The sequence below is a fragment of the Paraburkholderia phymatum STM815 genome (assembly GCF_000020045.1).
Taxonomy (GTDB): domain Bacteria; phylum Pseudomonadota; class Gammaproteobacteria; order Burkholderiales; family Burkholderiaceae; genus Paraburkholderia; species Paraburkholderia phymatum.
This window is the reverse complement of the sequence record NC_010625.1, coordinates 437,565-451,523: the sequence shown is the minus strand read 5'-3', so window position 1 is coordinate 451,523 and position 13,959 is coordinate 437,565. Positions and strand designations below refer to the sequence as shown.

The 13,959-nt window shown below is 65.5% G+C and carries 11 protein-coding genes; 5 read left to right on the top strand and 6 right to left on the bottom strand.

What is annotated here, in order from left to right; all coding sequences use genetic code 11:
• The first annotated feature begins 33 nt into the window (after positions 1-33).
• Genes BPHY_RS29635 through BPHY_RS29615 form a run of 5 tightly spaced genes read left to right on the top strand, consistent with a single transcriptional unit; the run spans position 34 to position 7,058 of the window.
• Positions 34-990, top strand: a complete 957-nt coding sequence (locus BPHY_RS29635; RefSeq protein ID WP_012405152.1) for a D-2-hydroxyacid dehydrogenase — start codon at positions 34-36, stop codon at positions 988-990.
• Positions 991-1,039: 49 nt separating this feature from the next.
• Positions 1,040-2,227: a malate--CoA ligase subunit beta gene (locus BPHY_RS29630; RefSeq protein WP_012405151.1), complete on the top strand. Its 1,188-nt coding sequence runs from the start codon at positions 1,040-1,042 to the stop codon at positions 2,225-2,227.
• A gap of 11 nt (positions 2,228-2,238) precedes the next feature.
• Positions 2,239-3,144 carry a succinate--CoA ligase subunit alpha gene (gene sucD, locus BPHY_RS29625; RefSeq protein ID WP_012405150.1) on the top strand — a complete coding sequence of 302 codons (906 nt, stop codon included), beginning with the start codon at positions 2,239-2,241 and terminating at the stop codon, positions 3,142-3,144.
• Positions 3,122-6,034, top strand: coding sequence for a phosphoenolpyruvate carboxylase (locus BPHY_RS29620; protein WP_085965132.1), 2,913 nt, complete (start codon positions 3,122-3,124; stop codon positions 6,032-6,034). The genes sucD and BPHY_RS29620 overlap by 23 nt, the downstream gene beginning before the upstream one ends.
• 46 nt (positions 6,035-6,080) lie before the next feature.
• A complete protein-coding gene (locus BPHY_RS29615) occupies positions 6,081-7,058 on the top strand; it encodes an HpcH/HpaI aldolase/citrate lyase family protein (protein ID WP_012405148.1) in 978 nt (325 codons plus the stop codon).
• A 77-nt stretch (positions 7,059-7,135) separates the two neighbouring features.
• Here BPHY_RS29615 and BPHY_RS29610 read toward each other — a convergent pair whose 3' ends face one another.
• The 6 genes from BPHY_RS29610 to glnT are packed head-to-tail and all read right to left on the bottom strand — an operon-like array spanning position 7,136 to position 13,867.
• Complete coding sequence (locus tag BPHY_RS29610; RefSeq protein WP_012405147.1) at positions 7,136-8,587, bottom strand: pyridoxal phosphate-dependent decarboxylase family protein; 1,452 nt, start codon at positions 8,585-8,587, stop codon at positions 7,136-7,138.
• 27 nt (positions 8,588-8,614) lie between these two features.
• Positions 8,615-9,514: a bifunctional methylenetetrahydrofolate dehydrogenase/methenyltetrahydrofolate cyclohydrolase FolD gene (gene folD / locus BPHY_RS29605; RefSeq protein ID WP_012405146.1), complete on the bottom strand. Its 900-nt coding sequence runs from the start codon at positions 9,512-9,514 to the stop codon at positions 8,615-8,617.
• Positions 9,511-10,878 carry an FMN-binding glutamate synthase family protein gene (locus tag BPHY_RS29600; protein ID WP_012405145.1) on the bottom strand — a complete coding sequence of 456 codons (1,368 nt, stop codon included), beginning with the start codon at positions 10,876-10,878 and terminating at the stop codon, positions 9,511-9,513. Before BPHY_RS29600 ends, folD begins: the two co-directional genes overlap by 4 nt.
• Before the next feature lie 15 nt (positions 10,879-10,893).
• Entirely contained in the window at positions 10,894-11,592 is a 699-nt protein-coding gene (locus BPHY_RS29595; RefSeq protein WP_012405144.1) for a GltB/FmdC/FwdC-like GXGXG domain-containing protein, read from the bottom strand.
• Positions 11,580-12,488, bottom strand: coding sequence for a class II glutamine amidotransferase domain-containing protein (locus BPHY_RS29590; protein WP_012405143.1), 909 nt, complete (start codon positions 12,486-12,488; stop codon positions 11,580-11,582). The genes BPHY_RS29595 and BPHY_RS29590 overlap by 13 nt, the downstream gene beginning before the upstream one ends.
• 50 nt (positions 12,489-12,538) lie before the next feature.
• Entirely contained in the window at positions 12,539-13,867 is a 1,329-nt protein-coding gene (gene glnT, locus BPHY_RS29585; RefSeq protein ID WP_012405142.1) for a type III glutamate--ammonia ligase, read from the bottom strand.
• Positions 13,868-13,959 lie beyond the last annotated feature (92 nt).

The following is a 13,959-nucleotide window of genomic DNA, read 5'->3' as shown; positions in this document are numbered from 1 at the left end:
GCTTCCCGCTCACTTCATGGCACCCACGACACCATGCAACATGAAATCGTCTTTCTCGACCGTTCGACGCTGAACGCCGATGTGCGGCGCCCCGCGTTCGACCACCACTGGGTCCAGTATGCGTCGACCTCCGCGCACGAGGTCGAGCAGCGGCTCGACGGCGCGACCATCGCTATCACGAACAAGGTGCCGCTGAGGGCCAATGTGCTCGACCGGCATCCGTCGATAAGAATGATCGCGGTGGCGGCGACGGGCTACGACTGCGTCGACACTGCGTACTGCCGCGAGCGCGGGATCGCCGTCGCGAACATTCGCGGCTACGCGACGCACACGGTCCCGGAGCACACGTTCGCGCTGATGCTTGCATTGCGGCGCAACCTGCTCGCCTATCGCAGCGACGTGCAGCGCGGACGCTGGCAACAGGCGCGGCAGTTCTGCTTCTTCGATCACCCGATCAGCGATCTGCATGGCGCGACGCTCGGCATCATCGGCGGCGGCGCGCTGGGCCAGGGCACGGCGCAGATCGCACGCGGCTTCGGCATGCGCGTGATTTTCGCGGAGCATGACTCGCAGCGCACGCGCGTGCCCGCCGCCGACTACGTGCCGCTCGACACGCTGCTGCGCACCTCCGACGTGATCTCGCTGCATGCACCGCTCACGCCCGCGACACGCAACCTGATCGGCCTCGACCAGTTGCGCATGATGAAGCCCAGTTGCCTGCTGATCAACACGGCGCGCGGCGGGCTCGTGTGCGAAGCGTCGCTGGCGGCGGCGCTGAAGGAAGGCCTGATCGCCGGCGCGGGCTTCGACGTGCTGAGCCAGGAGCCGCCCGTCGCGGGCAATCCGCTGCTCGAACTCGATCTGCCCAACTTCATCCTGACCCCGCACGTTGCGTGGGCGTCCAACGACGCCATGCAGTCGCTCGCCGACCAGCTGATCGAGAACATCGAGGCATTCGCGCGCGGCGAGCCTCGCAATCTCGTGATGTGACGGTCGACGATTCACGCGAAAAACCTACGCAATACCAAGGAGACATCGAATGGACATTCACGAGTATCAGGCCAAAGACCTGCTGGCCGGCTTTGGCGTGCCGATCCAGCGCGGCGCGGTCGCCTACACGCCGGATCAGGCGGTGTACTGCGCAACGGAGCTCGGCGGCTGGCACTGGGCCGTCAAGGCTCAGATCCACTCGGGCGCGCGTGGCAAGGCGGGCGGCATCAAGCTGTGCGAGACCTATCACGATGTGCACGAAGCGGCGACATCGCTGTTCGGCAAGCACCTCGTGACGACGCAGACGGGACCGGAAGGCAAGGTCGTCGAGCGTGTGTACGTAGAGGTCGCGGAGAAGTTCGATCGCGAAATCTATCTCGGCATCGTGCTCGACCGGAAAGCGGAACGCGTGCGCGTGATCGCATCCGCGCAGGGCGGCATGGACATCGAGGACATCGTGCACACGAATCCCGAGGCCGTGCATCAGATCGTGGTCGAACCCGCCGTCGGCCTGCAGCCCTTCCAGGCGCGCGAAATCGCCTTCGGTCTGGGCCTGAGCATCAAGCAGGTGAGCCGCGCCGTCTCCACGATCATGGGCGCGTACCGTGCGTTTCGCGATCTCGACGCGACGATGGTCGAGATCAACCCGCTCGTCGTCACGACGGACGACCGCGTGATCGCGCTCGACGCCAAGATCTCGTTCGACGACAACGGCCTGTTCCGCCATCCGCACGTAGCGGAGATGCGCGACGCCGCGCAGGAAGATCCGCGCGAAGCGGAAGCCGCGCAGTTCGGCCTGAACTATGTCGGGCTAGATGGCGATATCGGCTGCATCATCAACGGCGCCGGCCTCGCGATGGCCACGATGGACACCATCAAATACGCGGGCGGCGAGCCCGCCAACTTTCTCGATGTCGGCGGCGGCGCCTCGCCCGAACGCGTGGCGGCTGCGTTCCGTCTCGTGCTGTCGGACCAGAACGTATCGGCCGTGCTCGTCAACATCTTCGCCGGCATCAACCGCTGCGACTGGGTCGCGGAGGGTGTCGTGCAGGCCGCGCGCGGCCTGAGAGTGCCGCTCGTCGTGCGGCTCGCCGGCACGAATGTCGAGGAGGGACGGCGCATCATCAACGAAAGCGGCCTGCCCATCATCGCGGCCGAATCGCTGCTGGAAGCGGCGCAAAAGGCCGTCGAGGCGTCCAAGGCGCACCGCGCGCGCCTCGCCGGCAACCACCGATAAGGAGAACGGACATGAGCATCCTGATCGACGAAACCACTCGCGTCATCGTGCAGGGCTTCACGGGCGACAAGGCCTCGTTTCACGCGAAAGAGATGATTGCCTACGGCACCAACGTGGTGGGCGGCGTGACGCCCGGCAAGGGCGGCAAGCATCACCTCGAGCGTCCCGTCTTCGACACGGTGAAAGACGCCGCGCGCGAGACGGGCGCCACCGCGAGCCTCGTGTTCGTACCGCCGCCCTACTGCGCAGACGCCATCATGGAAGCCGCCGACGCCGGTCTGAAACTGGTCTGTGTGATCACCGACGGCATTCCCGCTCAGGACATGATGCGCGTGAAGCGCTACCTGCTGCGCTATCCGAAGGAAGCGCGCACGATGGTGGTCGGCCCGAACTGCGCGGGCATCATCAGCGCCGGACGCGCGATGCTCGGCATCATGCCGGGCCATATCTACCGGCGCGGCAATATCGGCATCGTGTCGCGCTCGGGCACACTCGGTTACGAAGCAGCCGCGCAACTCAATGCGCTCGGTCTTGGCGTGACGACGAGCGTGGGCATCGGCGGCGATCCTATCAACGGCAGCTCGTTCCTCGATCATCTGAAGCTGTTCGAGCAGGACCCCGACACGGAAGCCGTAGTGATGATCGGTGAGATCGGCGGCCCGCAGGAAGCCGAAGCCGCCAGGTGGGTCAGCGAGCATATGACGAAGCCCGTCGTCGGCTATGTGGCCGGTCTCACTGCGCCCAAAGGACGGCGCATGGGGCATGCGGGCGCGATCATTTCGGCGGCGGGAGACAGCGCGGCCGAGAAAGCGCAGATCATGCAGTCCTACGGCCTCTCGGTTGCGCCCAGCGCGTCCGAGCTGGGCGCAACCGTTGCCTCCGTGCTTGAAAGCCATGTCGCGCGCCGCGTTGCCTGACTGGGGCTACGGCATCGACACACAGCCCGACTCGCCGCGCGTCGAGGCTGTGCGCCCTCTCCATGCGGGCAGCCACACCGCCGTCGACGGGCTGCACAAGCTCGCCGCCGCGTCGGCGTCACTGCCCGCGCTCAGTGCGGATGAATACGAACACGCTGTGATCGAGCTGCTGTCGGAACTGCTGCGCGACATCGCACGCGCCCGCCAGCCCGAAGTGGAACGCACGCTGCGCGGCGAGGCCGCGCACGAATCGATGAGCGAGCTGATGCGCGAGCGGATGGATGACCGCACCGCGCGCGTCGTGCTGCGGCGCATGCTGCAGGCGCAGGGCATGTGGTTCCAGCTGCTCAGCATTGCGGAACAGAGCACCGCGATGCGCCGGCGCCGCGAGATCGAGATCGAAGGCGGCTACGACAGGCTGCCCGATTCGTTCGCGCGGGTGATCGCCGAAGTCGCGCAAGCGGGCGTCCCCGCCAGCGAAGTGCGCGACGTGCTGGGCCATATGAAAGTGCGGCCCGTGCTGACGGCGCACCCGACGGAAGCGAAACGCGTCACCGTGCTCGAAATCCACCGGCGCATTTACCGGCGTCTGATGGAACTCGAATCGCCTCGCTGGACGCCGCGCGAACGGCACACGCTCGTGCTCGCGTTGAGAAACGACATCGAGCTCTTGTGGATGAGCGGCGAACTGCGGCTCGAAAAGCCCACGGTCGCGCAGGAGGTAGCGTGGGGGCTGCACTTTTTCGGCGAGACGCTGTTCGAGGCCGTGCCGCTGCTATTCGACAAGCTGGAGAGCGCGCTCGAGCGCCACTATCCGGGCGAGCGCTTCGACATGCCGCGCTTTTTCCAGTTCGGGTCGTGGATAGGCGGCGACCGCGACGGCAATCCATTCGTCGACGACAGCGTCACGCGCGCCACTCTGCATGAGAACCGGCTTGCGTGCCTGAAGCGTTACCGGCTGCGTCTGGTCGAACTGGCGCAGACGCTAAGCATCACATCCGAGGCGCTGCCCGTGCCGGACAGTTTCCACGAGGCGCTCGCGCGCGCGCTGATGGCGAGCGGCGAACCGGCGTCGATTGCGTCGCGCAATCCGGGCGAACTATTTCGCCAATACCTGACCTGCATCCTGCGCCGGCTCGACGCGTCGCTCGCCAACGCGAGCCGTCCCGGCGACGGCGCACCCGTGCAGGGCGGCTACACCAGTGCCGACGAACTGGCTGCCGACCTGCTCGTCATCGAACAGACGCTGCTCGCGACGGAAAGCGGCCAGCTCGCGCGCATGTTGATCCGCCCGTTACGGCATGAAGTGGAGACGTTTCGCTTCAGCACCGTGCAGCTCGATCTGCGTCAGAACACGACCGTCATCGAGCAGGCGCTGCACGGCTTGTGGCGCGCGACCTGCGGCACGTCGGGAGCGCCGCCCGCGAGCGACTCGCCCGAATGGAAGGCGTGGCTGCTGGGCGAACTGGCCCAGCCTTCGGACAGCGAAGCCGAACGCGAGCGCCGGTTCCAGTCTTTGCCGCCCGACGAAGCCCAGACGCTGCAGATTTTCCGCACTGTTCGGGCGATGCGTCAGCAGGTGGATCGCAACGCATTCGGCGCGTTTATTCTCAGCATGACGCATCGCGCGAGCGACGTGCTCGGCGTCTATCTGCTCGCGAAGGAAGCCGGTCTCTTTTCCGACGCGGCGGGCACGGAAAGCTGCACGCTGCCCGTCGTGCCGCTGCTCGAAACCATCGACGACCTGCGCCGCGCGCCCGACATCCTGCGCGAACTGCTGGCCGTGCCGATGGTCCGCCGCAGCATCCGGGCGCAAGGCGGCGTGCAGGAAATCATGATCGGCTATTCCGATTCGAACAAGGACGGCGGATTCTTCGCGAGCAACTGGGAGCTGTCGAAGGCGCAGACGAAGATCCGGCGGCTCGGCGACGAACTGGGCGTCGCCATCGCGTTCTTTCACGGACGCGGCGGCTCCGTGAGCCGCGGCGGCATCGCTGCCGGCCGCGCCATCGCCGCATTGCCCGCCGGTTCCGTCAACGGACGTTTTCGCGTGACCGAACAGGGCGAAGTGGTGTCGTTCAAGTACGCGAATCGCGGCACGGCGCAGTATCACGTCGAGTTGCTGGCGTCGAGCGTGCTCGAACATACGCTCAAGTCCGAACGCGAAGACGCATTACAGCCCAAGGGCGAATTCGACGAGGCGATGGAAGCGTTGTCGGGCGCGTCGCGGGCCGCGTACGCAAAATTCATCGAACAGCCGGGCATGCTCGCGTATTTCCAGGCGGCGAGCCCGCTCGAAGAACTGTCGATGCTCAACATGGGCTCGCGCCCTGCCCGCCGGTTCGGCGCGAAGAGTCTGCAGGACCTGCGCGCGATTCCGTGGGTTTTCGCATGGGCGCAGAACCGTCATGCGCTGACCGGCTGGTATGGCGTCGGCAGCGCGATCGACGGATTTCTCTGCGTGCGGCAGGAACGCGGACTCGATCTGCTGCGGCGCATGTTCCAGGAATCGCGGCTCTTCAGGCTCGTCATCGACGAAGTCGAGAAGACGCTCGCGCAGGTCAACCTGGAGATCGCGCGCGAATACGCGAACCTCGTTCCCGACGAGCAGATACGCGACACCATCTTTACGCAGATCGAAGCCGAATACAGGCTGACCTTGAAGATGGTGCAGGCCGTCACGGGTTCGCCTGGGCCGGGCACGCGCTTTCCGAAGTTCAGTGCCCGTCTGCAGCGCCGGTTGCCAGCCATCGACCTGATCAGCCGCCAGCAGATCGAACTGCTTCGCCTCTACCGTTCGGCGCAAACGGAACGGCAGCGGCGCGCGTACCAGGTGCCGCTGCTGCTGTCCATCAACTGCATTGCATCGGGATTCGGCGCGACGGGCTGAGTGCCCATCGCCGAAACCTTCAAAGATTGCCTACAGGAGAACGCATATGAGCTTCACTGTCATCGAGCAGGCCAAAGCGCGGCTGCATCGTTCCGAGCTGGCCGTGCCCGGCTCGAATACCGCGATGTTCGAGAAGGCCGCGCGCTCGGCTGCCGACATCGTCTTTCTCGACTGCGAAGACGCCGTCGCGCCGGACGACAAGGAGCAGGCGCGCAAGAACATCGTCGAGGGACTCAACGAGATTGACTGGGGCACCAAGACGATGATGGTTCGCATCAACGGTCTCGATACGCACTACATGTATCGCGACGTCGTCGATATCGTCGAAGCTTGCCCGCGTCTGGACATGATCCTGATTCCGAAGGTCGGCGTGGCCGCGGACGTGTATGCCGTCGACATGCTCGTCACACAGATCGAAGCCGCGCGCCGGCGCACGAAGAAGATCGGCTTCGAAGTGCTGATCGAAACCGCGCTCGGCATGGCGAACGTCGAGCGCATCGCGCAGTCGAGCCGCCGTCTGGAGGCGATGTCGTTCGGCGTCGCGGACTACGCGGCATCGACGCGCGCGCGCACGACGGTGATCGGCGGCGTCAATCGCGACTACGGCGTGCTCACTGACAAGAACGAGCGCGGCGAGCGCGACTACTTCTGGGCAGACCAATGGCACGCTGCGCAAACGCGGATGATGGTAGCGTGCCGCGCGTATGGGCTACGTCCCATCGACGGCCCGTTCGGCGATTTCAGCGACCCCGATGGCTACGACGCCGCCGCGCGCCGCGCCGCTGTGCTGGGCTATGAGGGCAAATGGGCGATCCACCCGTCGCAGATCGAGCTCGCCAATCGGGTGTTCACGCCCGCTGAAGCCGAAGTCACGAAGGCACGCCGCATCATGGACGCGATGGCTCAAGCCGCGAAGGAAGGCAAAGGCGCGGTTTCGCTGGATGGCCGGCTGATCGACGCCGCGAGCATCCGTATGGCCGAGGCGCTGCTCGCGACCGCGGATGCAATCGGGAATAACAGATAGCGGGCATGCGAAGGGCGGCCCGTGGGCCGCCCTATGCCGCTCTCACCTGGCCAGGCAAAGAAGCGGTAGCGCCGCGATCAACCCAACGCCAGCGCCATCGCCTCGCGCTCCTGACACAGATACTCGCCATGCACCTGATCCCACACCGACAGGATCGCATCGGCGGCGCAATCCGCATCGCGCTCCGTCGTCGCCCATGAAATGACCGACAGGCGCATCACCGTGCGCCCCTGCCACACAGCCTCGCGCACATCGCATACGCCCTGAGCCTGAATGCGCTGGACTGTGCGCAACGTCAGTTCGTCGGCGAGCGAGCCATCGTAGGCCGAACCGAAACGCACGATCAGCTGGTTCAACTCGACTTCGTTGAGCAGCGCGACGCCCGGCCCGCGTGCAAGCCGGCGCGCGATACGGCACGCCAGCGCGCAATGCCGTGCGATCATCGCCGCGATCCCTTCGCGTCCGAGCGTGCGCACCAGTGCCCACAGCGAAAAGCCCCGCGCACGCCGCGAGAGCTCCGGCGTGTAGTGCGCCGGGTCGCGAGCGCCATCTTCGGCTTGCGGCAGATAGCTCGCGCGAATCGACATCGCGCGCCGGTGCGCGTCGGCGTCGCGCACGAATGCGCAGCCCGTGTCGTACGGCGCCTGCAGCCATTTATGGGCGTCGGCCGCCCACGAGTCGGCGTGTTCGATGCCCGCCGCGAGATGCATGCGCTCGGGGCATGCTCGCGCCCACAGGCCGAACGCAGCATCGACATGAACCCATCCGCCATGCTCGTGCGCGCACGCGGCGATCTCGCCGACGGAATCGAACGCGCCCGTCATCATGTGGCCCGCCTGCGCAATGACGATCAGCGGTCCATCGTGCCGCGCGACTGCGTCGCGCAATGCGGACGGCTGCATGCGCCCCGCTTCGTCGGCGGCGACCTCGATCACGGAACGCTCGCCGATGCCGAGATAGCGCAACGCGGCACGCACGCTTGCGTGCACGCCTTCGCCGACATAGACGGAAATGCGCGGCGCGCCGCACAGGCCGTCGGCTTCGACGTCCCAGCCCGCACGGCGCAGCACGGCGTCGCGGGCGGCGGCAAGGCACACGAAGTTGCTCATCGTCGCGCCCGTCGTGAAGCCGACCGAACAACTGCGCGGCAAATCCAGCAGATCGAGGAGCCATTGCGCCACCACCTGCTCGGCGACGGCGGCGGCGGGGGCACCGTGGTAAGTGGCGGCATTCTGCCCCCAGACGCTCGTGAGCCAGTCCGCCGCGACGCCCGCAGGATGCGAGCCGCCCGCAACCCAGCCGAAGAAGCGCGGCCCCGCCGTGCCCAGCAAGCCGGGCTGCGCGATGGCCGCGAGCCGCGCGATCACGGCACTGGCAGGCTCGCCCTGCTCCGGCGTCGGGCCGCCGAATGCCGCGTGCAGTTCGCCGAAACTCGCCACCGGACCAGTCGGACGCGACCCGCGCGCGTCATGGAACGCCAGCGCAAGTTGCGCAGCGGTTTCGAGTGCGTTGCGTGTATCGTCAGCCATCGAAGGTCTCCTGCAACGATGCTTGCCCTAGCCTGCCGGCACCTGCCAGAAAGGCTGCGGCGGATGAAACGCTTCCCCGTCGGCAAAACGCTCGGCCGAGCGCAGTGTGTTTTCGATCAGCATCGTGACCGTCATCGGCCCGACGCCGCCGGGCACCGGCGTGATCCACGACGCCCGCTCGCGCACGGGTTCGAAATCGACATCGCCAACAATACGCCCATCCGCCATGCGATTGATACCGACATCGATCACGATCGCGCCTTCCTTCACCATCTCCGCCTTGATGAGCCCCGGCTTGCCCGCGGCGACGACAAGGATGTCGGCATGGATCGTGTGCTGCGCGAGGTCCCGCGTCTTCACGTGACACACGGTGACGGTCGCCTCCCTTTGCAGCAGCATCAGCGCCATCGGCTTGCCGACGATATTGCTCGCGCCCACCACCACGACGTTCTTGCCCGCCACGTCGATGCCCGTGGTTTCCAGCAGAAGCTGAACCCCATACGGCGTGCAAGGCGGAAAAATCGAATTGCCGACCACCAGTGCACCGACGTTGTACAGATGGAAACCGTCCACGTCCTTGTCGACGACGATGCTCTCCAGCACGCGGCGCGCATTGATCTGCGGCGGCAACGGCAGTTGCACCAGAATGCCGTGCGTGCCGCGCTCGACGTTGAGCGCGGCGATGCGGTCGAGCAGTTCCGTCTCGCGGCAGTCCATATGAAAGCGGTGCATGAACGAGCGCACGCCGCAGTCCGCGCAGGCTTTCACCTTGTTCGCGACATACAGTTCCGACGCGGGATTGTCGCCGACCAGCACCACGGCGAGACCCGGCACGACACCGCGCGCGGACAGCGCTGCCACGCGCTCGCGAAAGCGCGCGCGCAGACGCCGCGCGAGATGTCGGCCATCGATCAGTTGCGCTGTCATCGTGCGCCGTTCAAGCCAGGAATCCAGTTGGTCCCGGCGAGCGGCACGCGCGCCATTGCAGCCGCTTCGACCGTGAGCGCCACGAGGTCCTCCGGCTCCAGATGGTGGACGTTCTGCTTGCCGCACGCGCGCGCGATTGTCGTCAGCTCCATGTTCACCGTCTTCAGGTAGTTCTTCAGACGCTGCGCGCCGACTTCGGGCTTCAGACGCTCCTGCAGCACCGCGTCCTGTGTCGTGATGCCGACGGGGCACTTGCCCGTATGGCAGTGGTGGCAGAAGCCCGGTGCAGTGCCGAGGCGCGCGTAGTCGTCGAGCGCGGACACGTGCTGGCCGTTCTCGATGTACGAGCCGCTATTGCAGCCCAGCGACACCAGCACGCCCTGGCCGATGGCCACGGCATCGGCGCCCATTGCCAGCGCCTTCGCGACGTCGGCGCCGCTGCGGATGCCGCCCGAAATGATCAGCTGCACCTGGCCTTTCATGTTCAGGTCTTCAAGGGCATCGACGGCCTGACGAAGCGCGGCGAGCGTCGGAATGCCGACGTTCTCGATGAAGCAGGTCTGCGTCGCCGCCGTGCCGCCCTGCATGCCGTCGACTACGATCACGTCCGCGCCCGCATGCACCGCGAGCTTCACGTCGTTGAACGTGCGCGTCGCGCCGACCTTCACGTAAATCGGCGTCTGCCAGTCTGTCATCTCGCGGAGTTCGAGAATCTTGATCTGCAGATCGTCGGGGCCCGTCCAGTCGGGATGGCGCGAGGCCGAGCGCTGGTCGATCCCTTCGGGCAGCGTGCGCATCTTCGCGACGCGCGGCGAGATCTTCTGGCCGAGCAGCATGCCGCCGCCGCCCGGCTTCGCGCCCTGTCCGATCACGACTTCGATCGCGTCGGCCTTGCGCACGTCATCGGGATTGAAGCCGTAGCGCGACGGCAGGCACTGATAGACCAGCGTCTTCGACGAACGCCGCTCTTCCTGCGTCATGCCGCCGTCGCCCGTCGTGGTCGACGTGCCGAGTTCCGTGGCCGCACGGCCGAGTGACTCCTTCACGTTCGCCGACAACGCGCCGAAGCTCATGCCCGCGACGGTGATGGGAATCGCGAGTTCGATCGGCTTCTTCGCGAAGCGCGTGCCGAGCACGGTCTTCGTCACGCATTTTTCGCGGTATCCCTCGAGCGGATAGCGCGACAGCGAGGCGCCGAGAAACAGCAAGTCGTCGAAATGCGGCACGCGCCGCTTTGCACCGAGGCCACGGATTTCATACAGTCCGTGTGCCGCGGCGTTCTGGATATAGTCGATCGTCTTGCGGTCGAAGCCCCAGGACTCTTCGGTGGCGATGTGTTTCATGTGTACGGGCTTGATTTCCATGGCGGGGTCCCCGGTTCAATATTCCTGATTCGCGTCGGCATTCCAGTGATACAGCGAGCGGGCCGATGCAACGCGCCTGAATTCCTTGGGATCGATCTCCGCAAAGGCCGGGCCCGCCGCGCGCAGCAACTGCGCGACGGCTTCCACGTCGGCGGGCTGCATCGGCTCTTCGCGCGCATCGGCGCCGAGCGACTTGACCTTGCCGCGCACATAGATCACCGCCTCGTATAGCGAATCGCCGAGCGCATCGCCGGCATCGCCGCAAATCACGATCCGGCCTGCCTGCGCCATGAACGCCGAGAAGCTGCCGACCGATCCCTTCACGACGATGTCGGCGCCCTTGAGCGAGATGCCGCAGCGCAGGCCCGCATCGCCTTCGATGACGAGCAGCCCGCCGTGCGCCGACGCGCCCGCCGCGTTGGATGCGAAGCCCTTCACGTGCACGCGGCCGCTCATCATGTTCTCGGCCACGCCCGTGCTGGCGCTGCCCGAGATGGTCACTTTCGCCTCCTTGTTCATGCCGGCGGCGTAATAGCCGGCATGACCGTCGATCTCGACTTCGATGGGACAATCGATGCCCACCGCGATGTTGTGCGCACCGTCGGGATTCGAGATCAGCACGCGGCGCGTGCCCGCTTTCGCGGCCTCTCGATGCAGGAAGCCGTTCACGTCCGTCACCGAGGCAGACGCCAGGTCGAAGTTCACACTGTCCATACGTACATCTCCTCGGGAGCGGGTTCGAAAACGCGCGCATGCTTGATGTCGGGCAGGTGCGCGAGCGAGCGGAACTCGGATGCGATCGCGACGAGATCGTCCGTCTCCGCCACCACGGCGGGCTTGCAGGCGAACGGATCGCGGATCAGCGCGAGCTTGTCGGGCGTCCCCATCAGGAACGTGTAGAAACCGTCGAGCTGCTCGAAGCCCTTTTGCAGCGCGACTTCAAGATCGTCGCCTTCGCGCAGCCGGTATTCGAGAAAGCGGCACGCGGCTTCCGTGTCGTTGTCGGTATCGAAGCGGATGCCATGCGGCTCCAGCATGCGCCGCACACCGTTCGGATTCGACAGCGAGCCGTTGTGCACGAGGCAAAAGTCTTCGCCTGCCGTGAACGGATGCGCGCGATCGGGCGTCACGGCAGATTCCGTCGCCATGCGCGTATGGCCGACCAGATGCGTGCCCGTCAGGCCGCTGAACGCGTAGCGGTCCGCGACCTGGCCGGGCGTGCCTGTGTCCTTGTAGAGGTCGATCATGCGGCCCGTCGACAGCACGTGCAGCCCCGGATGCGTTTCGCGAATCCAGTGCTTGACCGTCTCGGCGTCGATGGCCACGCTCAGCACCGCGTGATTGTCCCTGACCTGCACCGACGCCTTCGCGCCGAGATGCTGGTTCAGTTCATGCACCAGGCCTTGCCAGTTGAAGTCGGCGCCCTCTTCCGTCAGGCCCGAGTAAAGGCTGATCTTGCGCACGCCGTCGGCGACGGGTTCCGTGAACACCGCAAGGCCGGCCGAGTCGGGGCCGCGCTCCGTCATGCCCAGCAGCATGGGCACCATCAATTCGCCGAGCCGTTCACGCAACGCCGGCTTCTTGACGAGTAGTCCGACAATTCCACACATCGTTATCTCCTCGCGCTCATAGTCAAGCGGAAAGCTGTTCGGTTTCTCGATCAGAAAAATTCGAGGTAGGTCTTCTGTTCCCAGTCCGACACATGGCGCATGTACTCGATCCACTCCATGTGCTTCAGACGAAGAAATTCGCCGCCCGCCGGTCCGAGCGCTTCGAGCATCACTTCGTCGCGTTCGAGCGCGCACAATGCGGCTTCCAGGTTTTGCGGCAGGATGCTGATGCCGTTCTCCTTGAGCTGTTCGGGCGACATCTCGTAGAGATTGGCGTTACACGGCTTGCCGGGCTCCAGCCGGTTCTCGACACCATCGAGGCCCGCCGCGATCACGGCCGCCGTCGCGAGGTACGCGTTGCACGCCGCATCAGGCAGGCGCAACTCGATCCGTCCACCCGGAATGCGCACCATCGACGAGCGGTTGTTGTCGCCGTAGCTGACATACGCGGGCGCCCACGTCGCCCCCGTCAGCGAACGCCCGACCACGAGCCGCTTGTACGAATTGACGGTCGGCGCGCAGATGGCGGTGAGCGCGGCCGCGTGCTTGAGAATGCCCGCCGTCCAGTGATAGGCGAGCTTCGACAGACCGAGGCCGGTCTCGTCATGATCGTCGGCGAACAGGTTCTTCTTGCCGTCGGATATCGACATGTGCATGTGCATGCCATTGCCGGGACGATTCGCGAAAGGCTTCGGCATGAACGAGCAGACGAGACCCAGTTCGTTCGCGATCTCCGCCGCCGCCATCTTGAAGAACACATAGTGATCGCAGGACTTCAGGCAATCGGTGTACGTGTAGTTGATTTCGAACTGGCCGTTCGCGTCTTCATGGTCGATCTGATAGACGTCGATGCCCGCCTTGATCAGCGCATCGGTCAGCTTTTCGAGGAACACGCGCGAACGCGACAGCCCCTTGTAGTCGTAGCACGGCTTCGGCAGCGCATCGGTGTGATCGCACGGCACGATCCCGCCATCGGCGCCCTTGCGCAGCAGCGAGAATTCCGGCTCAAGACCCGTGTTCAGAATCCAGCCTCGATCTTCGAGGCGGCTGACCTGCTTCTTCAGCGTCACACGGCTTTCGAACGGCCAGGGCTCGCGCTTCACATGCCCGTCGCAGACAATGCGCGCGTAGCCCGGCTGCCAGGGCACCAGTTGCAGGGTATTGATATCGCCGACGGCCATGAAGTCGGGCCCTTGCGGATCGATACCGAGCCCCCACACCGCGAAGCCCGCGAAACCGGCGCCTGCCGTGAGGATGCTGTCGAGGTGTGCGGCAGGCACGGACTTCGTCTTCGCGACTCCGTGAATGTCGACGAATTGCGCGAGGATGTACTTCACCTCGTTGTCTTTAAGAAACTTCCGGGCGTCTTCGGGGGTCATGTCAATGTCCTCAAACGTGATAAGTCCAGGGTTTCGAAAAACGCCGGCCCGTCATCGCGCCCGCGTCGACTACTTGCTCGCTGCCGGATTGC